Origin of the sequence: Brachybacterium sp. GCM10030267 (assembly GCF_042666875.1) — a bacterium.
Classification (GTDB): domain Bacteria; phylum Actinomycetota; class Actinomycetes; order Actinomycetales; family Dermabacteraceae; genus Brachybacterium.
In genome coordinates this window covers 128,011-152,412 of record NZ_JBHTCX010000002.1, presented here as the reverse complement: position 1 = coordinate 152,412, position 24,402 = coordinate 128,011, and the positions used below count along the sequence as shown (strand labels likewise).

General features: G+C 71.5%; 29 protein-coding genes and 2 tRNA genes. 9 read left to right on the top strand and 22 right to left on the bottom strand.

All coding sequences use genetic code 11. The features are described from left to right. Window positions 1-82 precede the first annotated feature (82 nt). A complete protein-coding gene (locus ACFQS2_RS01095) occupies window positions 83-1,240 on the top strand; it encodes an FAD-dependent oxidoreductase (protein ID WP_377018044.1) in 1,158 nt (385 codons plus the stop codon). A 10-nt stretch (window positions 1,241-1,250) separates the two neighbouring features. On the opposite strand, the gene ACFQS2_RS01090 is transcribed toward ACFQS2_RS01095, so the two are convergent. Beyond that, a complete protein-coding gene (locus ACFQS2_RS01090) occupies window positions 1,251-2,042 on the bottom strand; it encodes an SDR family NAD(P)-dependent oxidoreductase (protein WP_377018043.1) in 792 nt (263 codons plus the stop codon). A 146-nt stretch (window positions 2,043-2,188) separates the two neighbouring features. Here ACFQS2_RS01090 and ACFQS2_RS01085 point away from each other — a divergent pair, with 146 nt between their 5' ends. Next, a complete protein-coding gene (locus ACFQS2_RS01085) occupies window positions 2,189-2,803 on the top strand; it encodes a TetR/AcrR family transcriptional regulator (RefSeq protein ID WP_377018042.1) in 615 nt (204 codons plus the stop codon). 185 nt (window positions 2,804-2,988) lie between these two features. Here ACFQS2_RS01085 and ACFQS2_RS01080 read toward each other — a convergent pair whose 3' ends face one another. After that, window positions 2,989-3,591 carry a TetR/AcrR family transcriptional regulator gene (locus ACFQS2_RS01080; RefSeq protein ID WP_377792419.1) on the bottom strand — a complete coding sequence of 201 codons (603 nt, stop codon included), beginning with the start codon at window positions 3,589-3,591 and terminating at the stop codon, window positions 2,989-2,991. 75 nt (window positions 3,592-3,666) lie between these two features. Between ACFQS2_RS01080 and ACFQS2_RS01075 the strand changes: the two genes are divergently transcribed. Beyond that, entirely contained in the window at window positions 3,667-4,497 is an 831-nt protein-coding gene (locus tag ACFQS2_RS01075; protein ID WP_377792418.1) for an SDR family NAD(P)-dependent oxidoreductase, read from the top strand. Here ACFQS2_RS01075 and ACFQS2_RS01070 read toward each other — a convergent pair. Both ACFQS2_RS01070 and ACFQS2_RS01065 read right to left on the bottom strand, forming a co-directional pair. Then, the gene (locus ACFQS2_RS01070; protein ID WP_377792417.1) at window positions 4,485-5,987 is read right to left on the bottom strand and encodes an FAD-dependent oxidoreductase; all 1,503 of its coding nucleotides are present in this window, start codon (window positions 5,985-5,987) and stop codon (window positions 4,485-4,487) included. The two genes, ACFQS2_RS01075 and ACFQS2_RS01070, sit on opposite strands and share 13 nt — an antisense overlap. Further along, the gene (locus ACFQS2_RS01065) at window positions 5,984-8,092 is read right to left on the bottom strand and encodes a molybdopterin oxidoreductase family protein (RefSeq protein ID WP_377792416.1); all 2,109 of its coding nucleotides are present in this window, start codon (window positions 8,090-8,092) and stop codon (window positions 5,984-5,986) included. The genes ACFQS2_RS01070 and ACFQS2_RS01065 overlap by 4 nt, the downstream gene beginning before the upstream one ends. Before the next feature lie 220 nt (window positions 8,093-8,312). Between ACFQS2_RS01065 and ACFQS2_RS01060 the strand changes: the two genes are divergently transcribed. Beyond that, window positions 8,313-9,932, top strand: coding sequence for an inorganic phosphate transporter (locus tag ACFQS2_RS01060; protein ID WP_377018035.1), 1,620 nt, complete (start codon window positions 8,313-8,315; stop codon window positions 9,930-9,932). A gap of 2 nt (window positions 9,933-9,934) precedes the next feature. Here the strand turns inward: ACFQS2_RS01060 and ACFQS2_RS01055 are convergent, their stop codons facing one another. The 9 genes from ACFQS2_RS01055 to ACFQS2_RS01015 all read right to left on the bottom strand — a co-directional run bounded on the left by ACFQS2_RS01055 (window position 9,935) and on the right by ACFQS2_RS01015 (window position 14,945). Then, complete coding sequence (locus ACFQS2_RS01055) at window positions 9,935-10,711, bottom strand: GvpL/GvpF family gas vesicle protein (RefSeq protein WP_377792415.1); 777 nt, start codon at window positions 10,709-10,711, stop codon at window positions 9,935-9,937. Continuing rightward, a complete protein-coding gene (locus ACFQS2_RS01050) occupies window positions 10,708-11,034 on the bottom strand; it encodes a gas vesicle protein K (RefSeq protein WP_377018033.1) in 327 nt (108 codons plus the stop codon). Before ACFQS2_RS01050 ends, ACFQS2_RS01055 begins: the two co-directional genes overlap by 4 nt. Further along, window positions 11,015-11,944: a gas vesicle protein gene (locus tag ACFQS2_RS01045; RefSeq protein ID WP_377792414.1), complete on the bottom strand. Its 930-nt coding sequence runs from the start codon at window positions 11,942-11,944 to the stop codon at window positions 11,015-11,017. The genes ACFQS2_RS01050 and ACFQS2_RS01045 overlap by 20 nt, the downstream gene beginning before the upstream one ends. A gap of 10 nt (window positions 11,945-11,954) precedes the next feature. Continuing rightward, window positions 11,955-12,383: a gas vesicle protein gene (locus ACFQS2_RS01040; protein ID WP_377018031.1), complete on the bottom strand. Its 429-nt coding sequence runs from the start codon at window positions 12,381-12,383 to the stop codon at window positions 11,955-11,957. A gap of 30 nt (window positions 12,384-12,413) precedes the next feature. Further along, window positions 12,414-12,767 (bottom strand): gas vesicle protein, encoded by a 354-nt coding sequence (locus ACFQS2_RS01035; RefSeq protein ID WP_377792413.1) that lies wholly within the window; start codon window positions 12,765-12,767, stop codon window positions 12,414-12,416. Then, entirely contained in the window at window positions 12,764-13,018 is a 255-nt protein-coding gene (locus ACFQS2_RS01030; RefSeq protein WP_377018027.1) for a gas vesicle protein GvpG, read from the bottom strand. Before ACFQS2_RS01030 ends, ACFQS2_RS01035 begins: the two co-directional genes overlap by 4 nt. Window positions 13,019-13,023: 5 nt before the next feature. Continuing rightward, a complete protein-coding gene (locus ACFQS2_RS01025; RefSeq protein WP_377792412.1) occupies window positions 13,024-13,767 on the bottom strand; it encodes a GvpL/GvpF family gas vesicle protein in 744 nt (247 codons plus the stop codon). Window positions 13,768-13,781: 14 nt separating this feature from the next. Then, window positions 13,782-14,195 (bottom strand): gas vesicle protein GvpJ, encoded by a 414-nt coding sequence (gvpJ, locus tag ACFQS2_RS01020; protein WP_377792411.1) that lies wholly within the window; start codon window positions 14,193-14,195, stop codon window positions 13,782-13,784. Window positions 14,196-14,270: 75 nt separating this feature from the next. After that, entirely contained in the window at window positions 14,271-14,945 is a 675-nt protein-coding gene (locus tag ACFQS2_RS01015) for a TetR/AcrR family transcriptional regulator C-terminal domain-containing protein (protein ID WP_377792410.1), read from the bottom strand. A gap of 111 nt (window positions 14,946-15,056) precedes the next feature. On the opposite strand from ACFQS2_RS01015, the gene ACFQS2_RS01010 reads away from it, so the two are divergent. Then, window positions 15,057-16,037: an NAD(P)-dependent alcohol dehydrogenase gene (locus ACFQS2_RS01010; RefSeq protein WP_377792409.1), complete on the top strand. Its 981-nt coding sequence runs from the start codon at window positions 15,057-15,059 to the stop codon at window positions 16,035-16,037. A 19-nt stretch (window positions 16,038-16,056) separates the two neighbouring features. Here the strand turns inward: ACFQS2_RS01010 and ACFQS2_RS01005 are convergent, their stop codons facing one another. Further along, complete coding sequence (locus ACFQS2_RS01005) at window positions 16,057-16,329, bottom strand: DUF1905 domain-containing protein (protein ID WP_377792408.1); 273 nt, start codon at window positions 16,327-16,329, stop codon at window positions 16,057-16,059. A 125-nt stretch (window positions 16,330-16,454) separates the two neighbouring features. Continuing rightward, window positions 16,455-16,970 carry a maleylpyruvate isomerase family mycothiol-dependent enzyme gene (locus tag ACFQS2_RS01000; RefSeq protein WP_377792407.1) on the bottom strand — a complete coding sequence of 172 codons (516 nt, stop codon included), beginning with the start codon at window positions 16,968-16,970 and terminating at the stop codon, window positions 16,455-16,457. 96 nt (window positions 16,971-17,066) lie between these two features. On the opposite strand from ACFQS2_RS01000, the gene ACFQS2_RS00995 reads away from it, so the two are divergent. Next, complete coding sequence (locus ACFQS2_RS00995) at window positions 17,067-17,753, top strand: winged helix-turn-helix transcriptional regulator (protein ID WP_377792406.1); 687 nt, start codon at window positions 17,067-17,069, stop codon at window positions 17,751-17,753. 28 nt (window positions 17,754-17,781) lie between these two features. Here the strand turns inward: ACFQS2_RS00995 and ACFQS2_RS00990 are convergent, their stop codons facing one another. The 4 genes from ACFQS2_RS00990 to ACFQS2_RS00975 all read right to left on the bottom strand — a co-directional run bounded on the left by ACFQS2_RS00990 (window position 17,782) and on the right by ACFQS2_RS00975 (window position 18,943). Continuing rightward, complete coding sequence (locus tag ACFQS2_RS00990; RefSeq protein WP_377792405.1) at window positions 17,782-18,423, bottom strand: SGNH/GDSL hydrolase family protein; 642 nt, start codon at window positions 18,421-18,423, stop codon at window positions 17,782-17,784. 137 nt (window positions 18,424-18,560) lie between these two features. Next, window positions 18,561-18,633 (bottom strand) — tRNA-Ala (locus ACFQS2_RS00985). Between the two features lie 33 nt (window positions 18,634-18,666). Next, window positions 18,667-18,849 (bottom strand): DLW-39 family protein, encoded by a 183-nt coding sequence (locus tag ACFQS2_RS00980; RefSeq protein WP_377792404.1) that lies wholly within the window; start codon window positions 18,847-18,849, stop codon window positions 18,667-18,669. Between the two features lie 20 nt (window positions 18,850-18,869). Continuing rightward, window positions 18,870-18,943: transfer RNA gene (locus ACFQS2_RS00975), tRNA-Ile, on the bottom strand. Window positions 18,944-19,184: 241 nt separating this feature from the next. Between ACFQS2_RS00975 and ACFQS2_RS00970 the strand changes: the two genes are divergently transcribed. Next, window positions 19,185-20,753: a molybdopterin-dependent oxidoreductase gene (locus ACFQS2_RS00970; RefSeq protein WP_377792403.1), complete on the top strand. Its 1,569-nt coding sequence runs from the start codon at window positions 19,185-19,187 to the stop codon at window positions 20,751-20,753. 7 nt (window positions 20,754-20,760) lie between these two features. Here the strand turns inward: ACFQS2_RS00970 and ACFQS2_RS00965 are convergent, their stop codons facing one another. Next, window positions 20,761-21,582 carry a hypothetical protein gene (locus ACFQS2_RS00965; protein ID WP_377792402.1) on the bottom strand — a complete coding sequence of 274 codons (822 nt, stop codon included), beginning with the start codon at window positions 21,580-21,582 and terminating at the stop codon, window positions 20,761-20,763. A 92-nt stretch (window positions 21,583-21,674) separates the two neighbouring features. On the opposite strand from ACFQS2_RS00965, the gene ACFQS2_RS00960 reads away from it, so the two are divergent. Then, window positions 21,675-22,148, top strand: coding sequence for an aminoacyl-tRNA deacylase (locus ACFQS2_RS00960; protein WP_377792401.1), 474 nt, complete (start codon window positions 21,675-21,677; stop codon window positions 22,146-22,148). A 5-nt stretch (window positions 22,149-22,153) separates the two neighbouring features. Here the strand turns inward: ACFQS2_RS00960 and ACFQS2_RS00955 are convergent, their stop codons facing one another. After that, window positions 22,154-22,732 carry a TetR/AcrR family transcriptional regulator C-terminal domain-containing protein gene (locus tag ACFQS2_RS00955; protein ID WP_377792400.1) on the bottom strand — a complete coding sequence of 193 codons (579 nt, stop codon included), beginning with the start codon at window positions 22,730-22,732 and terminating at the stop codon, window positions 22,154-22,156. 416 nt (window positions 22,733-23,148) lie between these two features. Between ACFQS2_RS00955 and ACFQS2_RS00950 the strand changes: the two genes are divergently transcribed. After that, window positions 23,149-23,748 (top strand): GNAT family N-acetyltransferase, encoded by a 600-nt coding sequence (locus ACFQS2_RS00950; protein ID WP_377792399.1) that lies wholly within the window; start codon window positions 23,149-23,151, stop codon window positions 23,746-23,748. A 61-nt stretch (window positions 23,749-23,809) separates the two neighbouring features. On the opposite strand, the gene ACFQS2_RS00945 is transcribed toward ACFQS2_RS00950, so the two are convergent. Continuing rightward, window positions 23,810-24,400 (bottom strand): DUF3566 domain-containing protein, encoded by a 591-nt coding sequence (locus ACFQS2_RS00945; protein ID WP_377792398.1) that lies wholly within the window; start codon window positions 24,398-24,400, stop codon window positions 23,810-23,812. Window positions 24,401-24,402 lie beyond the last annotated feature (2 nt).

The window sequence follows — 24,402 nt, the reverse complement described above, 5'->3', positions numbered from 1 at the left end:
TCCTAGGTCAACGCGTGTTGACATAGCCGCCGGGCGGTGATCCACTGAGGTCAACACGCGTTGACCTACGGAAGGAACCGCCATGCTGCCCGCCACCACCCGAGTCCTCGTCGTCGGTGCCGGACCGGTGGGACTGGCCGCCGCCGTCGTGCTGCGCCACCTCGGCCATGAGGTGACCGTCGTCGATTCCCAGGCCGAGGCCGCGAACACCTCCCGCGCTGCGGTGGTCCATCCGCGCACCCTGGAGCTGCTCAGCCCCTACGGGGTGGTCGAGGAGATGGTCGAGCGCGGTGTCCACACCCCCCGCTTCACCGTGCGCGACCGGGACGCGATCCTTGTGCCGGCACCGTTCAGCAACCTCCCGACCGACTACCCGTACGCGCTGATGCTCTCCCAGGCGGACACCGAGGCCTACCTGCTCGCCCGGCTCCGCGAGCTCGGGGGCGAGGTGGTCCGGCCCGCCACCGTCGAACGGCTCGACCGGGAGGCCGACGGGGTCATCGCGACGTTCGAGGACGGACGACAGGTGCGAGCCGAGTACGTCGTCGGCGCCGACGGGATGCACAGCACGGTGCGCGAGCAGTCCGGCATCAGCTTCACCGGGGATACGGTCTCGCAGTCCTTCAGCCTCGCCGACGTACGGCTCGGCTCCGGAGTGTCCGGCCGGGACGTCATCCTGTACTTCTCGCCTGCCGGGACGCTCGTGTTCGTCCCCCTGCCCGACGGGCTGCACCGCGTGGTGGCCACCGTGGCCGAGGCGCCCGAGCATCCCGACGTCCCCTTCGTCCAGCGCCTGCTCGATGCCCGCGGTCCGAAGCGGCGGCCCGCGGTCGTCGAGGAGGTCATCTGGGGCTCCCGCTTCCGCGTGCACGAGCGGCTGGCCGATTCCTTCCGGGTCGGGCGGATCCTGCTCGCCGGCGATGCCGCCCACGTCCACTCCCCCGCCGGCGGCCAGGGCATGAACCTCGGTCTCGATGACGCCGTCCATCTCGGCCGGGCCCTCGCGCAGGTGCTCGACGGTGCCTCGGACGCGGTGCTCGAGACCTACTCCGACGTCCAGCTGCCCAAGGCCCGCCACGTCATCCGTCTCGCCGGGCGGCTCACGTCGCTGGCCACCGTGCCCGGCGCGGCGCGTCCGGTGCGCAACATCGCGCTGTCCCTGGCGGGCCGGATGCCGGCCCTCCAGCGAACCCTGGCGCGGCAGCTCGCCGGGCTGGATCGGCCCGACCGTGCCCCCTGAACAGGCACCCTCACGCCGGCATCTTCAGTGATCCGCCGTGCACGGCCCAGTTCGAGCCGACCGCGCTGGGCATGGTCGGCGACGAGAGCAGGATGATGGTCCGGGCGATCTCATCGGGTTCGATCAGCTTGCCCGTGACCATCCCGTTCTGCGCCGGGAACTGCTCGAGGAGCTCTTCGTGCGTGACCCCCATCTCGGCCGCCAGCTTGGCCACCAGGCTGTCCGCTCCGGTCAGCAGCGGCGTGCGGGTCGCCGACGGAGTGACGACATTGATCCGGACCCCGGACGGCGCCACTCGTTCCGCCAGTCCACGGGAGAACGTGATGAGCGCGGCTTTGGCGGCCGGGTACGGCGCGGGGACGCTCCCCGGAAGCAGCACCGAGTCCGAGCCGATGTTCACGATCGCCCCGCGGGTCGCCGCAAGTGCCGGCAGCGCCGCACGGATCGTGCGCACCGCCGAGTAGAGGGTGAGCGAGAAGGTCGCGTCCCAGATGCCGTCGTCCCCGCCGAAGGGATCGCCCAGCACCCCATCCGGTACGTCACCTCCTCCGGCGGCGTTGACCAGGACGTCGAGTCGCGGATCGGCCGAGAGCACCGCGTCGACCATCCGTCCGGGGCCCTCCGAGGTCGCCAGGTCGGCCGCGACAAAGGCAGCCCCCGAGGCCTCCAGCTCAGGCGTGCTGCGACGAGCGACCGCGGTGACCGAGGCCCCTTCAGCGAGGAAGGCGCGCACGGTCGCCAGACCGATTCCCTTGCTCGCTCCGGTGACCAGTACGCGCTTGCCTGCGAGGTCGAGATCCATGGTGTCTCCGATGTCCGACTGAATGAGGTACGAGTAGTGAAACCCCGGGATCGAAGTTATGTCAATAGCTGAGGCATAGCTGTCTCAGTTGCAGGCTGAACACGGTAGGCTTCGGCGCAGTACGATGCCCTCATGGAGCGCAGCCGATGAACGACGCCGATCGGACTCGACCGTTGCGTGCAGATGCGCGGGAGAGCATCGCCCGCATCCTCGATGCCGCGCAGGAGGTCTACGCCGGCGACCCCAACGCGTCCCTGGACCGTGTCGCGCAGGTCGCCGGGGTCGCTCGCGCCACCGTGCACCGTCACTTCAGTTCGCGCCAGGTGCTGCTCGACGCGCTGGTGCGGGACCAGAACCGGCGCTACCGGGAGGCTCTCGAGCAGGCCCGCGTCACCACCGTGCCGCCCCTGGTCGCGTTCTATCGCGTGGTCGAGCGGATCTTCGAGCTCAAGCTGGCCCGTCCGTTCGTCCTCTCCATCACTCCGGGACCGGAAGAGCCCGGTTCACCGGCATCGGATCCCGAGATCGCGCAGAGCCTGGATCTGCTGCTCAGGCGCCTGCACACCGCGGGAGACATCACCGTCGATGACACCGCGTGGGGCCGGCGGGTGTGCTTGGCACTTCTGCACGAAGCCCACGAGCTCCCGGCCGGCTCCCCCGCCCTCTCGGCACCGGGCAGCACCGCGCCGGACGATGTGGGGGCACGGGTGGACCTGGTCGTCAGGTCCGTCATCGGCGCGCTCGGCGGGGACAGCAGATAGTCCAGGGCCGGCGCCTGGGCATGGCTGCACGCCGCCCTGCGTGATCGCGCCCATCATGCCGCGCCCGAGTCCCGCCGCCCCTGCTCACGGCCGGCCTGCTCATGGCGCAGCGCCCGGGACGACGCGACAGCAGCGCGACCTACGCGAGATCAGTGTTGAGCGCGCGCGCTGCCCCGACACGGCGGTCAGCTTCGGACGGCGGCTACGGCGTCGTCGTAGAGGCGCTCGAGGGAGACCGCGCCGTTCTGCTGGATCCAGTGCTCCCCCGCGACATCGAGGCAGGTGAGCGAGGCGACCACGATGGCGGCCGCGGCGAGCTCGGGCTCGATGGCCGAATCCGGATCCGCCGCCCGGACGCGCTCGGCCATGATCGGGACCAGCAGCTCCTGCCAGCTGAGCTGCTTCTCCAGGTGGCGTGCCCGCAGGGACGGGGTGTCGTACAGGATCCGGCCGAACTCCAGTTCCATCTCGTCACTAACTCGCATCGACGCCTGCAGCTCGAGCAGGGCCGCCTTCATCGCATCCCACGGCGACTCCTCCGCCGGGCGCTCGGCGAGCGCGGCCGCCACGATCGCTCCCCGATCGGCCAGCTCACCGACGACGACGTCCTCCTTGCTGGCGAAGTACCGGAAGAACGACCGACGGGAGATGCCTGTCTGCGCCGCGATCTGGTCGACCGTCGTGGCCTCGAAACCCTGCTGGACGAACAGCCCTGTCGCTGCCTGGGCGATCTGCCGGCGAACCTCCCGCCGGGTGCGGTCGCGAAGGCTCTCCGGGGAATCGGTCATCCGGCGATGATATCGACCAGCAGACCTCTGCGCCACTTCTGGCACTCAGTGCCATACGTGACGTATGGTGGCGTCATGACGAACCTCGACTTCTCTTCACAGACCACCCTCATCACCGGCGCCAGCTCGGGTATCGGCCGTGCCGTGGCTCGGGAGCTTGCCGCCCGTGGCTCCGACCTCGTTCTGGTGGCGCGCCGGATCGACCGGCTCGACGCCCTCGCCCATGAGCTGCGGAACGCTCACGACATCCGCGTCGAGACCGTCCCGGCCGACCTCTCCGTGCGTCGTCCCGGCCCGGCGATCCGCGACGAGCTGGCGCGGCGCGGAGTGGGCGTCACCAGCCTCGTCAACAATGCCGGTTTCGGCAGCGACGGAGCGTTCGAGGACGAGGACCCCGAACGATTGGCCGACGAGGTCGCCGTGAACATCGCGGCCGTGGTCGACCTGTGCCACACCTTCCTCCCCGACCTGCGCGCGGCGGGTCACGGCATGCTGATAAACGTCACCAGCGAAGCGGGGTACCAGCCGATCCCGGGCATGGCCACCTACGCCGCGACGAAGAACTTCGGGATCGCGCTGACCGAGGCCCTGTGGTGGGAGCTGCGCGGCAGCGGTATCCGCACCGTGGCCTTCGCCCCCGGCCTGACCGCCACCGAATTCTTCGACCGGATCGGCGGCGAGCAGTACAGCGGGAACCGGAAGACCCCGGAGCAGGTGGCGACGGCCATGCTGCGCGCCGTCGAGAGACCCGTCCCCGGCCCGACCGCCGAGGCGAACCGGTCGACGGGTCCGGTCGCGTGGGTCGCGGGTCTGCTGCCGCGGCGGGCGCGGCTCGCCCTGGTCGCGCGGGTCGCGGGCGCCGATCGGCTCATGCAGGCTCGCCGGCCCGTCGCTCAGGCCGGCTGATGCTCCGCGGCGGCCGAGGGGTCGAGGATCGCCGGCACCTGACCGTCGTCCGTCGCGATGAGCTCCTCGAGCTGGGAGCGGCAGGTGCCGCAGCCGGTGCCGGCGCGGGTGGCCTTGGAGACGGCCGCCGGGGTGGCGCATCCGGAGCGGATGGCCCCGCAGATCGTGCCCTTGGTGACCCCGTTGCACTGGCAGATCACGTCGGCGTCGTCCATCTCCTGCGGCCGGCGCACGGGAGCCGCCGCCTGGGACGCCAGTGGCCTGGCCAGCAGATGCACCGGGTCGCGCGGGACCGGCGTGCGGCGGGTGAAGGCCGCGCTGAGCGAGGCCGCCGCCTCGTCATCCCCGATCACGGTGGCGGCGATCAGCCGGCCCTCCTGCACCACCACCTCGGTGTAGCGGCCGCCGGAGGGGTCGCTCAGGCGTACTGACCGCGGCGCATGTGCTTCCGGCTCGGGCCGATCTATGCGGCCCATCGCCACCAGCGCGAAGCCGACGGCCTTGACGCGCACCAGCTCGCGCCCGCGCAGCGAGTCCGTCGCGGCGGCCGGTGCGACCGGCGCGTCCGCGCCGCGCGGTGTCCAGGACTCGACGAGCCGGCGGGCATGCTCCCAGCCCTGCGCGACCAGGCCGCTCGCCCCTTCCGGCGGCTGGGCGCAGTCCCCGATGGCGAACACGGCTGGATCCAGCGTGGTCGCGAGATCATGGCCGACGACGATGCCGCGATCGCACTCGAGCCCCGCCTCGGAGGCCAGCGCCACGTGCGGGACGGTGCCGGCGCACAGCACCATCAGCTGCGCCGAATGCGAGCTGCCGTCGGAGAGCTCCACGCTCGCCACCCCGCCCTTCTCGAGGGTGGCGCGAGCAGCGGTGACGCCGGTGACGACGTCGATGCCGAGCCGCTCCAGGGAGGTGCGGGCGATCTCGGAGGCATCCGGGTCCAGCTGCCGCTCCATCAGCCGGTCGCGGTGGTGGACCAGCGTGACGCGCAGTCCCCGGGCGGCGAGGCCGGTGGCGACCTCGAGGCCGAGCACGCCGGCTCCCAGGACGAGGGCCCGTTCGGCGCGGCCCGCGGTCTCGAGGATCCGTCGGGCGTCGTCGAGGTCCTTCAAGGCGCTGATGCCGCCGGCGAGCCCGTCGGCGGCGCGCAGGCCGGCCACGTCGGGGATCCGCGGGGCGGAGCCGGTGGCGAGCACGAGCCGGTCGTAGGTGTGCAGCTCGCCACGGGCGTCGGTCACCTCGCGCCGGGCGCGGTCGATGCCGACGGCCCGCACCCCGCGCAGCACCCGCAGGCGGTCACTCGACTCGGTCTCCAGCGCGAGGGATCCGGCGTCCGTCTTCCCGGCCACCAGGGAGGAGAGCATCACGCGGTTGTACGGCTGGTGGTCCTCCTGGCCCAGCACGGTGACCTGGGCCGACGGGTCGGCGCGCACGATGTCGGCGGCGAACCGGGAGCCGACCATGCCGTGTCCGATCACGACGATCCTCATGCGGGACTCCTCTCCTGGGGGGTGATCTCGACGGCGGTCATCTTGAATCCGGGCATCCCGGAGAACGGGTCGGTGGCGTCGCTCGTCAGCAGGTTGGCGCTGCCCGGCCCGGAGTAGTGGAAGGGCATGAACACGGTGTCGGGGCGGATGGCCTCGGTGATCCGTGCGGGCGCGGTGGTCTCCCCGCGACGCGTGTGCAGGTGGACGCCGTCGCCCTCCTCGATGCCGAGCCGGTCCGCGAGCAGGGGGTGCATCTCGACGAACGACTCCGGCCGGGCCGCCAGCAGCGAGGGCACCCGGCGGGTCTGCGCCCCGGACTGGTACTGCTCGAGCAGGCGCCCGGTGGTCAGGTGGATCGGGGCGTCGGTGCGCACGTCGTCGTGCGAGACGTGGTGCTCCACGGGGACCAGCCGCGCACGGCCGTCGGGCGTGGGGAAGCCGTCGAGGAAGACCCGCGGAGTGCCGGGATGATCCGGAGCCGGGCACGGCCACTGGATGCTGCCCTCGCGGTCGAGGCGCTCATAGCTGAGACCGGCGTAGTCGGCGCGGCCGCCGGCGGAGGCGCGGGCCAGCTCGTCGAACATGGCCGAGGCGTCCGTCGGGAACCCCTCGGGGTGGCCGAGACGGGCGGCGAGCTCGTGGAGGATCCACAGCTCGCTGCGGGCCTCACCGGGTGCCGGCCGGGCCCGGCGGCGACGGATCACGCGACCCTCGAGGTTGGTCATGGTGCCCTCCTCCTCGGCCCATTGGGCGACGGGGAGGATCACGTCGGCGCACTCGGCGGTCTCCGAGGGCACGGTGTCCAGCACCACGAGGAGATCGAGCGAGGCCAGCCGCTCCCGCACCGCCGCCGAGTTGGGGGCGGAGACGACGACGTTGGCCCCGCTGACGATCAGGGCGCTGGGGCCATCCGGGGTGCCGAGCATGCTGAGCAGCTCCACGGCGGGCACGCCGGGGCCGGGCAGGGAATCGGGGTCGACGCCCCAGACACCGGCCACGTGCTCGCGGGCGGCGGGGTCGGCGATCTGGCGGTAGCCGGGCAGCTGGTCGGACTTCAATCCGTGCTCGCGACCGCCCTGGCCGTTGCCCTGGCCGGTGATGGGCCCGTACCCCGAACCGGGCCGGCCGATCAATCCCAGCAGCAGGGCCAGGTCGATGGCGGCGGTGACCGTCGCGGTGCCCTGCGTGGACTGCTCCACGCCGCGGCCGGTGAGGATGTAGGCGCCACCACCGCCCCGGGACGGGGACGCCGCGGCGAGAGAGCGCGCGACGCCGCGGATCTGATCGGCGCCGATCCCGCACACGGCTTCGGCGCGCTCGGGCCACCACAGGCCCGCGGCGGCGCGCAGATCCTCGAGCCCGCTGGTGCGCTGGTCGATGTACTCCCCGTCGACCAGTCCTTCGGCGAGGACCACGTGGATCAGGGCCAGGATCACCACCAGGTCGGTGCCTGGCACAGGGGCGAGGTGGGTGCCGGCCCCGTCGGACGTCAGCGCCGCGGTGGCCGAGGCGCGCGGGTCGAGCACGACGAGCCCGCCCCGTTCCCGCACTCCGGCCAGATGCTGGACGAACGGGGGCATGGTCGCGGCGACGTTCGAGCCCAGCAGCAGCACGGCGTCCGCGCCGCCGAGATCGGCGAGCGGGAACCCGAGACCGCGGTCCAGTCCCAGGGAGCGGTTCGAGGCGGTCGCGGCGGCGGACATGCAGAAGCGACCGTTGTAGTCGATGAAGCGCGAGCCCAGCACGACCCGCGTGAACTTGCCCAGGGCGTAGGCCTTCTCATTGGTCAGGCCCCCACCCCCGAACACCGCGACGGCATCGGCACCGCGGCGGGCCTGCTGCTCGCGGATGCCGGAGGCGACGACCTCGAGAGCCTCGTCCCAGCTCGCATCGCGGAATCCCCCGTCGGCCGTACGCAGCCGGGGCGTCGTGATCCGGTCCGGGGCGGTGAGGACCTCCGCCGAGGTCCAGCCCTTGCGGCAGAGGCCCCCGCGGTTGGTGGGGAAGTCGCGGCCGTCCACCTCCAGCGGCTCCCCATCGGTGGCGGTGAGCGTCTGGGCGCACTGCAGGGCACAGTACGGGCAGTGCGTCGCAGTGCTGGACATATACCCGAGACTGGGCCGAGGCGAGGATCCGGTCAGTATTCGGCCACCGCCCGGGACGCGCTGTCACGGTTCGGTAACTGTCGCGCTCACCGCTGTACGCCTCGAGCTTCCCGGAGTTCGGCGGTCCGTCCTCAGGTGTCCACTGAGAGGTCACCTGGATTCTCCCCGCGCGGCGCACCCTGTGGGCGGACAGTCCTCTCATCCCTCGGGAGCTCCTCACATGTCTCAGGACACCGCCCCGCCCCGCGCAGACATCCCCACCGAGAAGGCCGGGTTCCTCGGCCCGGACCGCTGGTGGCATGTCAGCTTCGGCCTGCTGATGGCCATCGCACTGATCGGCTTCACCCTGTGGTCCTTCGACTACATCGGGGACGAGGCGAACCGCACGATCCTGATCACCACGATCATCTTCGGGCTGTTCATGGCCTTCAACATCGGCGGCAACGACGTCGCCAACTCCTTCGGCACCTCCGTCGGCGCCGGCACCCTGAGCATGAAGCAGGCCCTCATGGTCGCGGCGATCTTCGAGGTCAGCGGCGCCGTGCTGGCCGGCGGCGAGGTGACCGACACGGTCCGCAGCGGCATCGTGGACCTCGGCGCCGTGGACCTCGCCCCCATGGACTTCGTGTTCATCATGATGTCCGCCCTGCTGGGCGCGGCCGTCTGGCTGCTGATCGCCACCCGCATGGGCTGGCCGGTCTCGACCACCCACTCCATCATCGGCGGCATCGTCGGGGCGGCCCTGACCCTCGGCGTCGTCACCGGTGCGGGCGGCGCGGAGATGATCCAGTGGGGCCAGATCGGCCAGATCGCCTTCTCCTGGGTGCTCTCCCCCGTCCTCGGCGGAGCCGTCGCCTGGTTCCTGTTCGGCCGGATCAAGCAGCACATCCTGGTCTACAACGAGGAGGCCGACGCCAAGCTGCGCGAGTTCAAGCAGAAGCGGGCCGAGCTGCGCCGCGAGCACCGCAGGGACTTCGAGCGGCTCGACGAGCTCCAGCAGATCTCCTACACCAACGCGATGACCCGCGACGCCGTGACGGTCACCCAGCACGATGTCGATCCCGAGGAGCTCGAATCGGACTACTTCCGCCGCCTCCACGAGATCGAGTCCGATCGGGACGCGGTGGACACTCATCGGGCGCTGGAGACCTGGGTGCCGCTGCTGGCGGCGTTCGGCTCCATCGTCATCTCCTCGATGCTGCTGTTCAAGGGGCTGAAGAATCTCCACCTGGAGATCAGCTCGGTGGGGAACTTCCTGATCATGGGCATGATCGGGGCCGCCGTGTGGATGGCTGTGTTCATCTTCGCCAAGACCCTGAAGGACCAGACGCTCTCGCGCTCGACGTTCCTCATGTTCAGCTGGATGCAGGTCTTCACCGCCGCCGCGTTCGCCTTCAGCCACGGCTCCAACGACATCGCCAACGCCATCGGCCCGTTCGCCGCGGTGATCGACGTGCTGCGCAACCAGTCCATCGACGCGGAGGCCGCCGTGCCGCTGCCGGCCATGGTCACCTGCGGTGTCGCGCTGATGGCGGGGCTGTGGTTCATCGGCCGACGGGTGATCCGCACCGTCGGCACGAACCTCACCACGATGCATCCGGCCTCGGGCTTCGCCGCCGAACTCTCCGCCGCGGGCGTCGTCATGGCGGCCTCGGTGCTGGGCCTGCCCGTCTCCAGCACGCATATCCTCATCGGCGCCGTGCTCGGCGTCGGCATCGTCAACCGGGCCGCGAACTGGAAGCTGATGCGGCCGATCGCGCTGGCGTGGGTGATCACCCTGCCGTGCGCCGGACTCATCGGCGCCATCAGTGTCGTGACGCTGCGGGCGATCTTCGGCTGAGGCTACTGCGGCGCGCCGACGTCCGCGAAGGAGTACGGGGGCCAGGGCCCCAGGAAGCGGATGCGGGCGGCGGGATGGGAGTCGTCGATCTCGGCGAGCTCCTCGCCCAGGGCCCGGGTCGCATCGGCCCGGACCAGGCAGGCGGCGGTGATCACCGGCACCAGAGAGGCCTCGCGGACCGGCGCGCGGTACTCCTCGATCTCGAGGCAGTGGGCGGCGATCCGAGAGCGCCACGAGGGGTACAGCTCGTCGGCCGCCGCATCCGTGCGCTCCTTCGAGGTCTTCTCGAGCTTCTTCTCCATCAGCCGGCGCACCCCGGCGGGACGATCGGCCATCTCCTCCAGCTGACGGGCGATCTCCGGGTCGGCCCGGGTGTGCTCCTCACGGTCCAGGGAGATCTCGATGCGCAGCTCGGCGGTCCCGTCGAGCTCGCCGAGCCGGCGCGCCAGGCCGTCCCCGGTGGACTCCAGCCAGGCCCGCAGCTGATCGGCGGCCGAGGCGCCCGTCTCGTCGTCCGGCCGCACGATCACGTTGAAGGACACGGGCAGTACCGCACCGGCCCCGTTCCAGGCGTCCTCGACCACGTCGCTGTGCTCGAGGATCCAGCGCTTGACCTCGTCGTCGGGCCCCTCGTACGGCGGCGCGTCATGAGCGTGGACGACGGCGGCGACGCCGGCGGCCCGGGAGGTGACGACGTCCAGCTCCTTGCCGTCGATGCCGCGGACGCGGGGGCGGAACGGGCCGGCCGGGATCACCGCATAGACGTACAGCTCGCTCATCCGGTGGTGTCCTTCCGCTGCTCCTCGGCCCAGCGGGCGGGATTGATCAGTTTGTCGACGACCTCGTCGACGACGTCGTCGAGACCGTGGTGGAGGTCGGTGACGGAGTCGGTGATGCCGTGCTCGGCCTTGATCTGCTCCATGGCCTCATCGAGCTCGAGCAGCGCCTCGCCCAGCCGGTCCTGCTCCTCCTCGGTGAGATCGCCGCCCTCCATCCGGCGCACAGCCTGGGTCTCCAGCGCCTCCTGGATCACCTCGACCAGCGTGACCACCAGGGTGAGCACGCCGTGCTTGAGGCTCGCCTCATCGACTTCCAGTGCCATGGGAGACCTCCTTCCGCTCCTGGAGCTGCTGCTGCCATTGTGCGATGTCCGGGGCCGAGAGGCGGATCGTGCCGTCGGCGGTGGTGAGCTCGAGGATCGTCGCGTCGGCCGTGGGGTCGGGCACGTCCGTGAGCTCCGCCGCGGTGATCTCGGCCGGCTGGATCCGCACCGGTGCCCGCATGTCCAGCGGCGATCTCCACACCAGGCCCTCGTCGGCGCTGAGCACCGCCCGGCCGGTGCGCCAGATCCCCCCGTCGGCCCGCGGTTCGAGGTACCACATGGGCCCCTCGCGCAGAGGGCCGACGTCGACGGGCTCGTCGTCGCCGGTCAGCCCGGTCTGCTCACGGACGAGTGAGATGAGGCGGTCGGGCTCGACGGCGGAGAGCTTCGACTCCGTCCCGTCCTCGAGCGTGACCAGGATCCGGGTGCGCTGCTCGCCGCCGACGGAGTCCTCGCGTATCGGGCGTATCGCGGTGATCGCTGCCAGCGGCGCCTGCCAGAGGGTCTCGGCGGGATCGCGGCGGTGGATGATCAGGCGCCGGTCGGTGAGGTAGGCGCTGCCGGGGCGCCAGGTGCGGTGGAAGCCCTCCTGGTAGTGGCCGCCGGCCATCTTGGCGATCAGGTCCTCCCCGTCGGCCAGCGGCAGGTGGCGGGCCATCGAGGCGCGCACCCAGGCGCGGGTCTGCTCGTCCCACTGGCGCATCATGCCGTACTCGAGCATGGTCTCGATGCCGGCGATGGTCGCGCGCAGGTTCACCCCGATCAGCGGGATCTCCGCCACCGAGATGATGAGGTCCAGGTCCAGGTGGACGCCCTTGTTCAGCAGGACCTCGAGGAGATCCGGCAGGGTCGCGCGGGGGTCGCGCGTGGGTTCCAGGGCGCGCTGGGATCCCTCGGAGGGCTCGGCCACGACGGCGGCCTCAGTCGTCCCGGGTCCCCGCGTCGGCCTGCGCCGCGGAGTCCAGCTCCCGGGTCTCCCCCGCCTCGAGGCTCTTCGACTTCGCGCTCTGCCAGCCGCACCAGGGGCAGAACTCGTTCATCAGCTGCTTGAGCTCGGCGCGCTTGCCGCACTGCGGGCAGGTGTCCTTCTGCTCGATCGCCTCGCGCCAGGCGACGGTGTCGCGGTCCGTGCCGGCGGGGAAGTCCAGGCCGTAGCGGGCTGCGGTCTCGAACGAGGCCAGGGCCGCGCGGATCCGGATGCCCAGCAGCTCGACGCCGGCGACGGAGACCATGATGTCGGCGTTGAGGACGAGCCCCTTGTCCAGCAGGGTCTCGACGACGTGCAGGAGGGTCCCCTCGCGGTCGCGCTGGGGCTCCATCGCGCGGCCGGACTGGTTGACCATGCTCATCACTGACTCCTGACTGTCGGGACCCGGGACTCAGTCCGAGGGGCGGCCGCGGACGTATCGGTCCTTCCGATCATAGGAGAGCAGGTCGCCTCCGCCGTCGAGATCGACCTCGTACTCGGCCAGCAGATCGGCGCTGTCCGGGACGCGGCGGGATTCGACCACCTCCAGGCGCACCTTCCAGCGGTCCTCGTGCCAGCGGACGCCGACGACGGACTCGGGGGCCCGGCCGGTCAGAGTGCTGAACTGGTCGAGGGCCTTCTTGACGGCGTCGACGGCGGAGACGCGGCGGCTCTGCTGCTCGCCCTGGTCCTGGCTCTGCTGGTGCTGGCTCTGCTGCTCGTCGTTCTCGCCGTGGCCCTGCTGCTGGTTCTCGTCGTCGTTCATGGTGTCTCCTTCGCGCGGGCTCGGCGGGTCGATTCCATCAGCCGGGCGACCAGTTCGCGTTCGAGCCGGTCGGCCTCGTCCTCGTCGATGCTGCCGGCCTGGCGGGCGTCGGCGACCTCCTCGAGGGCGCGGCGGATCGCGGCGGGATCGTAGTACTGGCGCTCGGCTTCCTCGAGCACCTGCTCGGCGACCCAGACGGTGCCCCGCATCGGCAGCAGCGGTGCGCCCAGGAGGGCGGAGAACAGTCCCATGCTCCCTACACCTCCGGCACGAAGTCGTACGGGGCCTGCGGCCCGACCAGTCGGAAGCGCAGGCGTTCGTGGTGCTCGCGGGCGAGGTCCTCGATCGCGGCCTCGAAGGGCTCGAGCTCCCCGCGGGGGACGAGCACCGCGGCCTCGACCACGTCGTCCGCCCCGCCCGTGCTGCGCACGGAGACGTCGGCGGTGACCTCGCGGAGCCGGGCCAGGACCATGTCGGATTCCGCCGGCTGCCAGCTCTCCAGGGTGCGCACGATGATCTCGCCCAGCCGGATCCGCTGCGGGCGGGTCTCGTCCTCGCTGGTGCCGGCGATCGCCTCGCGCAGGCGGGCCGCCTCGTCGTTGCCGGTGACGATCTCGCGCAGTGCCTGGTCGCGGTCGAACCGCACGGCGAGCGTGTACTGGGTGTGTCCCTCGAGGTGCTCCAGCGCCTGGACGTAGACGTCCTCGCGGGGTGCGAGCACGTCGGCCTCGACGTCGGCGTCACCCTCCAACACGGTCGCGAAGGCCATCGGCAGCACCGGACGCGTCCGGCCGATGGCATCGAGCACGCGCGTGTGCGCCATCAGGTCGTCGGGGGTGCCCAGTGCCTCGGTCGGCTCCAGCTCGCCCACCACTGCGGCGGTGCGGCCGGAGCCGACCGTGCGCACGGGCTTGCCCTGCACTCCCTGGAGGTCGCCCGGGACCTCGTAGTCCGACGGCACGACGCCGTACAGGTACAGGTCAGAGGTCTCGGTGGTCATGGCAGGGGTCGATGTCACTCGGACTCCGAGGCCTGCTTCTGCTTGGTCTGCTCGGCGTTCTGCTCATCGCCGTCCGAATCGCCCTTGCCGGGCATGACGGCGTCCTTCAGGCCCTGGACCGCGCCCTTGGTCTTGCCCTGGGCGCCGTCCTCGACCATGCCGCCCATCATGTCGGGCAGATCGCGCCCGCCCTGCTGGGTGAGGTCGAGCCGGTTGGTGGCCTCGGCGAAGCGGAGGTACGTGTCGACGCTGGCGATGACGACGCGGAGGTCGACCGTCAGGATCTCGATCCCGACCAGCGAGACGCGGACGTAGGCGTCGATGACCAGGCCCTTGTCCAGGATGATCTCGACGACGTCGGCCAGCGAACTGGACGACGGACGATCGACGTAGCTTCCTCGTGATCTCTCGACTGTGCTCGTGCTCATCGCGCTCCCTGCTTTCTGGGGCTGAGACTGCGTCGTGTGACTGTGCGCTCAATCTCCCCGCTCGGGGGACCGACGTCAAGAGGTGGGAACGTCCGGCCGGTCGGGGGCGAGGGAATCCAGCAGCATCGTCAGGCCGTGCTCGAACTCGGCGCCGAAGTCGTAGCCCTGCTGCAGCGCATGGGTCCGGGCGAACTCGGTGAAGAAGGGGTAGCGGCGGGCCGTCTCCTCGTCCAGGAGGGATTCCGCGACGGCTTCGAGCTCATCGGGGCTGGAGAACGGCAGGCTCACCTCCTGCAGCACGAACCCGTAGATATAGGCGTCCAGTGCGGCGACGGCGTGCGCGGTGGCCGGGACGGAGAAGCCGTGGGTGCGCAAGGAGCGCAGGGTCGCCTCGTGGTATTCGAGCGTGGCCGGGCCCGGCCGGCTGCGGGAGTCGAGCAGGCCGACGGCCCAGTGGTGGCGCGCGAGCACGGCGCGCGCGGAGCAGGCTCGCTGCTCCATCGCGGCCCGCCAGCCGGCCGCGGGATCGGGCGGGGAGATCTCGGAGAAGACGGCATCGACCATGTGGTCGAGCAGGGCCTCGCGGCCCGGGATGTGGTTGTACAGCGACATCGCCTGCACGCCCAGGCGGCCGGCGACTGCGCGCATGGACACGCCCGCGATGCCGTCGGCGTCGGCCAGCTCGAGCGCCGCCGCGACGATGCGCTCCGGTGTGAGCGCTGCGCGCTGCGTCGACCGCCGCGAGTCCATCCGTCGTCCGCCCCCTCGTCCGTTCCCTCGGCCGCAGACCGCCCTTGACGTCCGCGCGAAGCCAGCCTACGTTGACTTACAGCGTAAGGCTTACGGCGTAAGGGGAATGTTATGCGCGCACTCGTCCAGGAGCGCTTCGGAGGGCCGGAGACGCTGCCGCTGCGGGAGCGGCCGATGCCGCAGCCGGGGCCGGGAGAGGTCGTGGTGGAGGTGGCGGCCGCGGGGCTCGATGCCGGCGTGGTCCATCTCCTCGAGGGCCGGCCGGCCATGGTGCGGCTCTCGCGCCCCGGGCGGGAGGGACGGGTGCTGGGCAGCGATCTCGCCGGGCGCGTCCACGCGCTCGGGCCGGGCATCGAGGGATTCGCGGTCGGTGATGAGGTGTTCGGCCTGGCCTGCAGCGGTGACGGATCAATGGCCGAGTTCGCGCGGGCCCGGGCCGACCGGCTCCACCGGCGCCCGGACACGCTGGGCGCCGAGGAGGCCGCGGCCCTGCCCGTCTCCGGCTGCGCGGCGCTGCATGCAGTGCGCGACGCGGCTCAGGTGCGCCCCGGTCAGCGGGTGCTCGTGCTCGGCGCCGCGGGCGGCGTGGGGCATCTCGCCGCTCAGATCGCACGGGCCGACGGCGCGGCGGTGACCGGGGCCTGCAGCACCGGGAAGGTCGAGCTGGTGCGCGAGCTGGGGATCACGGAGGTCATCGACCACACCCGGGAGGACCCGCTGGAGCGCGGCCCCTTCGACGCCATCATCGACACCGGCGGCCACCGCCCGCTGCGGCGCCTGCGCTCGGCACTGACGCCGACGGGCGCGCTGGTCATCGTCGGCTCCGAGCCCGAACGGGCTATCGCCGGCGGGCTGGGCCGCTCCGCGCTGGCGGGACTGCTGAATCCGGTGTCCCGGCAGCGCCTGGTCATGCTCTTCTCCCACGAATCCCAGGAGGACCTCGCAGCCCTGCTCGACCTGGTGGAGGGCGGCCGGCTGCGGCCGACGGTCAGCGCGCGCTATCCGCTCGAGCGCGGCGCCGAGGCCCTCGCGAGCCTGGGCCGGGGGCGAGGCACGGGGAAGGTCGTGGTCACGATGAGCGAGCCGTGGTGACGCCGAGGGGGCCGGTAGCTCATCGCAGCAGAGTCAGCTCGACCCGGTCGCCGACGTCCACCCCGTGCTGACGGCGGAAAGGCGCGCGGATCGGGAGCATGTGGACGCCTCCGCCGATGGGGAGCAGGGTGGCCTCGTAGGGGTGCCCGTTCACGCGCGCTGCGATGCGGATGGCCTTCGCGGTGCCGAGCAGAGCAGCGGAACCCGGCACCTGCACACTGGGCCATCCGCTGTTGGCATCCGCCACGATCTCGAGAGTGAAGGTAGCCAGGGGCGTGTCGTCGTCCGTCATCAGGCTCAGACCTCTCGTGTCAGCCGAGATGCGCCCGGCCCGGAGAGCAGTTCGGGGTCGAGGCGGCGACCCGAGACGGCCAGCAGCAGGTCCACCGCTGCTCCGGTCACCTCGGGCCCGTCGCCCTAGGAGACGCCGCTGCCGGCGTCGATCAGCCGCACCCCGTCGGCCCGCTCCCGCCCGCCTCCGAAGGAGGTCGGTGTACGGAGCTGGTAGGCCATGGCCTCGTGCACCCCGGCGCGGGGGTAGTTCCCCGTGATGCCCAGAGGGCGGCGGATGTCCTCTCCGTGGACGATCGCTTCGACCAGACGCGTCGCCCGGTGCGCGGGTGGGATCCGCTCGAGGTGGCTCGCCGCGCGGAATGCCGCCAAGGTCTGCTCCGGCTGGTCGTGCCTGCTGCGGCGCACGCCGTTCTCGTTGGCGCGGTCGAAGTCGCCCTTGGCCCGGACCATGCTCGCGGCGAAGCCGAGCTTCCCGGTGCGCGCCGTGTCGAGCAGGTGTGCCAGGACGTCGTGCACGCTCCATCCGCGGCAGAGCGACGGCGCCTGCCACTGCGGCCTCTCGAGCTCGGAGAGGTCCTCCCCCAACCGGTCGCGCTCGGCATGCACCAGCGTCCACACCTCGGCCTTGGTCAGTGACATGTCCCCGCCCGCCCCTCGCTGTCGCCATCGTGATGGGCACTACAGTATGTGTAGTGCCCACTACAGGTCAAGTAGTTTCGGCGGTACGATGGTCCGATGAGTTCGCGGCGTTCCTACGGTTCCTACAACGACGGCTGCGCGGCCGCGCACGCCCTCGATCTGATCGGCGAACGCTGGACGCTGATCGTCGTCCGTGAGCTGCTGCTCGGCCCCAAACGGTTCGCCGATCTCCAGAGGGACATCCTGGGCATCAGCCCCACCGTGCTCTCGCAGCGGTTGCGGGACCTCGAGGCGCGGGGCATCGCCGTACGGCGCACACTGCCGGCTCCGGCGCGGGTGGACGTCTATGAGCTCACCCCGTGGGGATCCAAGCTGGAGGCCGTCAACGCGGCTCTCTCGCTGTGGGCGGTCGACTCCCCCGATCTGCCGTGGGACGCCGACATGAGCCCCGACACCTTGGTCCTGGCCATGCGCGCCCACGCCCGGGCGGACGCCGGCTCCTCGGCACCCGCCCGGGTCGTGCTGAGGCTGTCCGATTCGCGGATCGCCGGCGCCGATCCGGTCACCTACACCGCCTATGTCAGCCATGAGGGCGCCCGCGTCGAGCAGGAGTCGCCTGCCGGTCCGATCGACGCCGAGGTGGACGCGACCACCGCGGGGTGGAAGGCATGCGTCCTGGGCCAGGCCCCGCTCGCGGACATGCCCGACGTGCGCGTCACCGGCAGCATGGCCGCGGTCGAGGCACTGTTGCGGGCGACGGGCATGGAGTCCGCGGCGAGCTGACGGACCTCCGGGGCACCGTGCACCGCTGCTAGCGAGGCAGAGCTTCCCAGACGGCGTCGGCCCACAGTTCATGCCCTGCGGCGTTGGGGTGGAAGTAGTCCCCGGCCAGGAGGCTCACGGAGCGGAGCAGAGGAATCCTGGTCGTGTACGCATGGATCTCGGCCACCGGGTGACCCTGCAGGTCGGCCCGATCCCGGATGATTCTGTTGGCCCGGCGGGCCCGTCCTTCATAGGGCCAATGGCCGAACCGTGGCACGAGGCCCATCACCGAGTTCGCCGGCAGAGCGCCGGCGATGGCCGCCATGGTCTCCGCGAACTCGGCAGCGCGGAAGCGCGGCGCCCAGGCAACGTCGTTTCCGCCGACCACGCAGGTCACATGATCCGGCGGCGGAAGGGCGGTCTGGCAAGGGATCTGGTCGTCGAGGACGTCTCGTGCTCTCGCTCCGCTGACAGCGAGGTTGACCGTGCGTACGCTCCGGCCCGTGGCCTCGGCCAGTCGTCGTGCGACGACGCCGACGTACCCTTGCTGCGGGTCGTCCACGCCCACCCCCACGGCAGCGGAGTCGCCGAGGGCGAGGTAGGTGATCTCGCCTGACTCCGCCCGTGCTCGTGCCCAGTACGCGGCGTGATCACGCGCCTGTCGCTGACTGAGTCGAATCGCGGTCCCCATCGAGGGACCATACCCCGGACGGGTATCCGACGATAGGGAGCGGGCCTGCCGTTTCCTCCCTGAAAGAACCCGTGACCTGCCGGTACACGAAGAAGGCCGGTCCCCGACGCTACGGGGACCGGCCTTCTCGATGTCCGTGGAGCCTAGGGGACTCGAACCCCTAACCCTCTGCTTGCAAAGCAGATGCGCTACCAATTGCGCCAAGGCCCCTGAGCGCCGTGGCGCCGGGATGAATCTGGTGGATCAGATCTGAGCCGCGGGAGCGGACTCGGCCTGTTCTGCGGCTGCGTCCTGCTCTGCGGAGACGCGCTCGGCCTCGCTCCACAGATCATTGCGCATCCGGTCGGACTCGACCTTCCGCCAGGCGAGGAGACCGGCGGCGGACGTGCCGATCAGGACGGCGGCGACCTTGATGAACGTCTTCACGAGTCCTCCGATCCTCGAAGTGGGCCTAACTGGACTTGAACCAGTGACCTCTGTCTTATCAGGACAGCGCTCTAACCGACTGAGCTATAGGCCCATGGGGGCTGATCTCCGAAGCGTACCGGCCTCAGCCACCGACGAGCTACGCTACCGCGCCACCGCCTATCGCGTCCAACCGGCCAGGGCAGTTGTACGGGAGGTCACAGGCCACGGGAAGGACGAAGAGTACGGGGGTTTCGAGAGGGACCTGTGATCCCCTGCTGTGGCGGATCCGTCCCTGACGGCGCACACTGCAAGCACCACCCCGCCCCCGACCCCATGACGCTGGGAGATCTCTCGTGAGCACCCTCGCCCGTCCCCCTCAGCACGCTTCGTGGTGGTCGGTGCTCGCGGGCGTCATCGCCGGCATCGTGCTGCTGGCCGTCGCCGAGCTCGCGTCGCTGGCCTTCAGCTCCTCCTCCGCGCCGTTCGTCGCCGTCGGCGGCGGCTTCATCGACATCATCCCGCCGGCGGTGAAGGACCTCGCCATCGCCCTGTTCGGCACCCACGACAAGACGGTGCTGTTCGCCTCGATGCTCACCGTCTACGTGGTGCTGACGGGACTGAACGGGTGGCTCGGTTCGCGCCGTCCCGCCATCGCCGCCGTGGTGCTGGCCGGGCTCGGGCTGTTCGCCGCCGTGATCGTGCTGACCAGGGCGCAGAACACCGCGGTCGACGCGATCCCGACCGTGCTCGGCACCGTGGTCGCGGTGCCGGCGCTGCTGATGCTGCTGCGCCTCGTCCGTGGCCCGTCGGTCCCGGCCGATGACGACGGCGCGGCCGAGGCGGCCTGGACGCGCCGGCGTTCCCTGGTCGGCGTCGGGGCGGTCGGAGTGCTCGCCGTCGTCGTCGCCGCGGGGGCTCGCGGGGTGAACGCCTCCCGCGATCTCGCGCGCCGGGCGGCGGAGTTCACTCTCCCCTCGCCCCGGTCCCGCGCCGAGGAGATCCCGGAGGGCGCCCAGATCGATGTTGCGGGCATGCCCCCGTTCCTGACGCCCACCGACGACTTCTACCGGATCGACACCGCCCTCGCCGTGCCGCGCGTGGATCCCACGACCTGGCAGCTGCGCATCCACGGACTCGTGGAGCGCGAGCTCACCCTGAGCTTCGAGGATCTCCTCGCCGAACCCATGACCGAGGCGCACGTGACCCTGGCCTGTGTCTCCAACCCCGTCGGCGGCGATCTGGCCGGCAATGCCACCTGGCTCGGCGTGCCCGTGGCCACCCTGCTCGAGCGCGCCGGGGTGCGGGAGGGCGCGGACATGGTCCTCTCCCGCTCGGTCGACGGATTCACCGCCTCCACCCCGCTGAAGGCCCTGACCGACGGGCGCGACTCGCTGCTCGCCGTCGGCATGAACGGTCAGCCGCTGCCGCAGGAGCACGGCTATCCCGTGCGGATGGTGGTGCCGGGGCTGTACGGGTACGTCTCAGCCACCAAGTGGCTGACGGAGCTGACGGTGACGCGCTTCGCCGACGACACCGCCTACTGGTCCACCCGCGGCTGGTCCGAGCGCGGCCCCATCAAGACCGCCTCCCGCATCGACGTGCCCCGCTCCTCGGCGACCCTCGCGCCCGATGCCGAGGGAGCTGTCATGCTCGGCGGCACCGCCTGGGCGCAGCAGCGCGGGATCGCGGCGGTCGAGGTGCGCATCGACGACGGTGAGTGGCGGGAGGCCACCCTCGGCTCCGAGGTCAGCGCTGACACGTGGGCGCAATGGTCCCTGCGCTGGGAGGAGGCTGCCCCCGGCGAGCACACCGCCGAGGTGCGGGCGACGGACGGCGAGGGCGAGGTCCAGACCGAGCAGCGTGCGAACCCGGCTCCGAACGGGGCCAGCGGCTGGCACCGCGTCGACTTCCGGGTGGGATGACCGGAGGTCAGCTCGCGACGCGCGGCAAGCCGTCCTGGGCCACCAGTCCGTGCTCGTGCAGAAGCTGGTTCAGAGCATCGGGCGCCGCGGCGAAGCGGGCGCAGACCTCGGCGGCCGTCCCGCGCGCCTGATCGCTGCCGGTGTGGGCCACGAGCTCGTCGAACATCTCCTGCTGGCGGTGGCGCAGGGGCACGGGCACGTCGCGGCTGACCACTCCCCAGCTGGAGGCGTAGACGTCGTAGTGGGCGGGCCGATGACCCGTGGCCAGCGTGAGCGGGAATCGCGCCGCGTCCAGGCGCACCCGCTCGTAGTTCGGCTCGGTCTCGTCGACCACGGCGAGCTGCTCGTCGTCGAACCAGGTGGCCACCAGCTCGGTGCGCACGTCCTCGGCCCGATAGGGCGCCGCCGGGATGTACCCGCGCCGGGAGGTGTGGGCGCAGTGGCCGACGGCGAGACCGCGCACCGTGCACCGCACGAACGGGGTCGCCGGGTGCAGATCCCGCCCGGAGCGGGCGTACTTGCGGGCGATGGTCTCCGGGGTCTGGTTGGAGCCGACGGCCACCACCAGGGTGCGCTCGGCCAGCGGCGCCGCGCCGTCCGTCGCCAGGGCCGCCTCGATCGCCGCGACGTCCACCAGGGGCTCGTCCTGATCCTCCGTGGGGCCGTCGACTCCGCCCGTCGGATCGAGGTTCGCGATGCCGGCACTGAGCAGCAGTGCCGAGCGCACCGCCGGTCCTGTCCACGGATAGTCCTCCGGGGCATCGACGCCGGCGTCGACCTCGGTCTCGACGGGATCGGCCTGGGCGGTCACGGCGGGGGAAGGTGGCATCACTCGACTCTAACCACCGGGGCCCGCCGGCCCCAGGATCCGGTGTCCCGCCCCACCCCGCCATCGCGCGCCGGGGTCACTATCGTGAGGACATGAGCGAACACCGCGCGATCGAGGCCCTGGAGGCCTCCGGCCTGGAGTACGAGATCACCCGGCACGGGCGGGTGGGTTCCCTCGCCGAGGCGGCCGCCGCGCGCGGGGTCGAGCCCGGATCGATCGTCAAGACGCTCGTGGTGCGCCGCGCCGAGGGGGACTTCCTGTTCGTGCTGGTGCCCGGCGATCGCGAGATCTCCTGGCCGAAGCTGCGCGCCGTGCTCGGCGTGAACCGCCTGTCCATGCCCGACAAGGACGTCGCCAGGGATGTCACCGGCTATGAGCGCGGGACCATCACCCCGTTCGGCGCCACCACCGCCTGGCCGGTGATCGTGGATGCCTCCCTGGCCGGGGATCCCACGCGCCGCATCTCCCTCGGCGCGGGCGCCCACGGCGTCGCCGTGACCGTTGCGGCCGAGCCCGCTCTCACGCATCTGCAGGCACAGGTCGCTGACGTCACCGAGCTGCAGTAGCGCCTTCAGGCCGTCGGCGCCCCGGCTGCCAGCCCGTCGAGGATCGGGCCGAGGCCCTCCTGGAACGCGCGATCGGCGTCGAACGAGTCGCCGGCATCGTGCGGCTGCTCCGTGAGCTCGGCGAGCCAGGGATGGCCCCGCCGCACGCCGGTACGGTCCAGGCGCCGCACCTCGTCGGCCCACCAGGCACCGTAGGCGATGCCGGTGCTGCCGGCCTCCTGCTGCTCCGCCGCGACCAGCAGGCCCATCCCCTGGATGTAGCCGCTCAGCGCCAGGTACCGGCGCAGCGCCGAGTCCGCGTCGAACCCCATCTCCACGAAGGCCTCCACCATGGCGCGCGACGCCTCCAGGACGGCCGGCACCAGCGGAGGACGGGTGCTGGCCAGGACCTCCACCAGCCACGGATGGGCCAGGTACCGCTGCCATTCCTCCTGCGCGAGGGCCCGCAGCCTCTCGACCGGTGGATCCTTCCGGTGCGACTCCTGCCCGCTGCGGCCCTCCCGGCTGCTGCGCGCGACGATCCTCTGGACCATCAGGGCCACCAGTCGGTCCCGGGTGCCCACCAGCTGCCGGATGGTGCTCATCGACGCGCCGGTCCGCCCCGCGAGGGCCGCGAAGGTCACGGCGCCGATGCCCTGCCGGTCAGCCAGGGCGACAGCGGCATCGAGCGCGCGTTCGATGTCGACCTGCCCGGCTGCGTCGGAGTCGGGCCCGGTGCGCCTTGCGGCGGGTCGCGCGGCGGAGCGGAGCCGCCCCTCGTCGCGACGCCGACGGTACGCCCGGGCCTGGCACGACCTGGAGCAGTACCGACGAGGGCGCCCGGCCCCGCGCTGATCGGCCCAGCTCTTCCCGCACTCGGAGCACGTCACATCGGCCTCCCTTTTCGTCACACAGGGTGCTGTGACGAAACTACTCCCCCTCCGGACGCACTGCCACGAGCCTGGTGGGGAACGTGCGAGAACCAGCAGTCCCAGCAGGACCGGACCGAGGAGCACCCACGATGACGTCAGCCATCACCGCCCGAGCCGCCACCGCCGACGAGTACGACGCCGTCGTCGACCTGTGCGCCACTGCCTTCGCCGACGAGGCCGTCACCGCCTGGGCGCTCCCCGATCCCGCCCGCCGCGATGCGCGGCTGCGCGAGAGCTTCCGCGACTCCCTGCGCGCCGCACTCGAGGCCGATGCAGTGATCCTCGCGCTGGACGCGGCGGACTCCCCGATCGGGGTCTCCATCTGGGTGCCGGTCCCCGAAACCGGCCCGAGCGACGAGGACCCGGAGGACGGCGAACCCCCGGCCCAGGAGACCGCGACCCGGCGGCTGCGGGCCGTGGAACGGGCCACCGCGGCCCGCACGCCGCGCCTGCCGCACCTGCACCTGGTCTCGATGGCCGTGCTTCCCGAGCAGCGGGGCCGAGGAGCGGGCCACGCCCTGATCGAGGCCGGGATCGCCCGTGCCCGGGAGCTCGGGCTGCCCCTGTACCTCGAGGCCTCCGCCCCCGCCAATCGCGCCCTCTACCTCCGCCACGGATTCTCGGCCCACGGCGAGCCGATCCGGCTGACCGAGAACGGCCCCACCCTGCAGCCGATGTGGAGGAACTGACCGCAGACGCGCAACGGGCGGGCACCCGCAGGTGCCCGCCCGTCCAGTGCGTGGTGCAGGATCAGTCGTCGGTGAAGGTGACCTTCAGCCCGCCCAGGAGCGCGGCGACCAGGTTGTAGAGGAAGGCCAGCAGCGTGCCCAGCGCGGTGATGATCACGACGTTGACCACGGCGACGATGGTGCCGTAGCTGACCATCTTGGAGAACTCGAAGAACTCCATGAACGGCAGCGGATCACCGCCGTTGAGGTCACGGCCCAGCTGATCGATCTGGGTCCACAGGCCGATGGCGTCGACCAGGTTCCACATCAGGACCACGGCGACCACGGTCGCGATACCGATGGCGATGGCCACCAGGAAGGACAGCTTCATCACCGAGAACGGGTCGAGCCGGGCCAGCGTCAGCCGCACGCGGCGCGGCCCGCGCCGCTGCTTCTCGGCGGAGGCCGCAGCAGAGCTCGCGGTCTCCTTCTTCGGGCTGCGGCTGGCACCCCGGGCGGCGGAGCCCTTCCCGGTGCCGATCCTCTCGTCGGAGGAGCCGTCGGTCTCCGTGCCGTCCTCGACGACCGGGAGCTTCGAGGTCGCATCCGGCGACGCGCTCTGGGGGGAGGACGTGCGGGACGTGGAGGCAGTCCTCGAGTCACTCGTGCTCACGG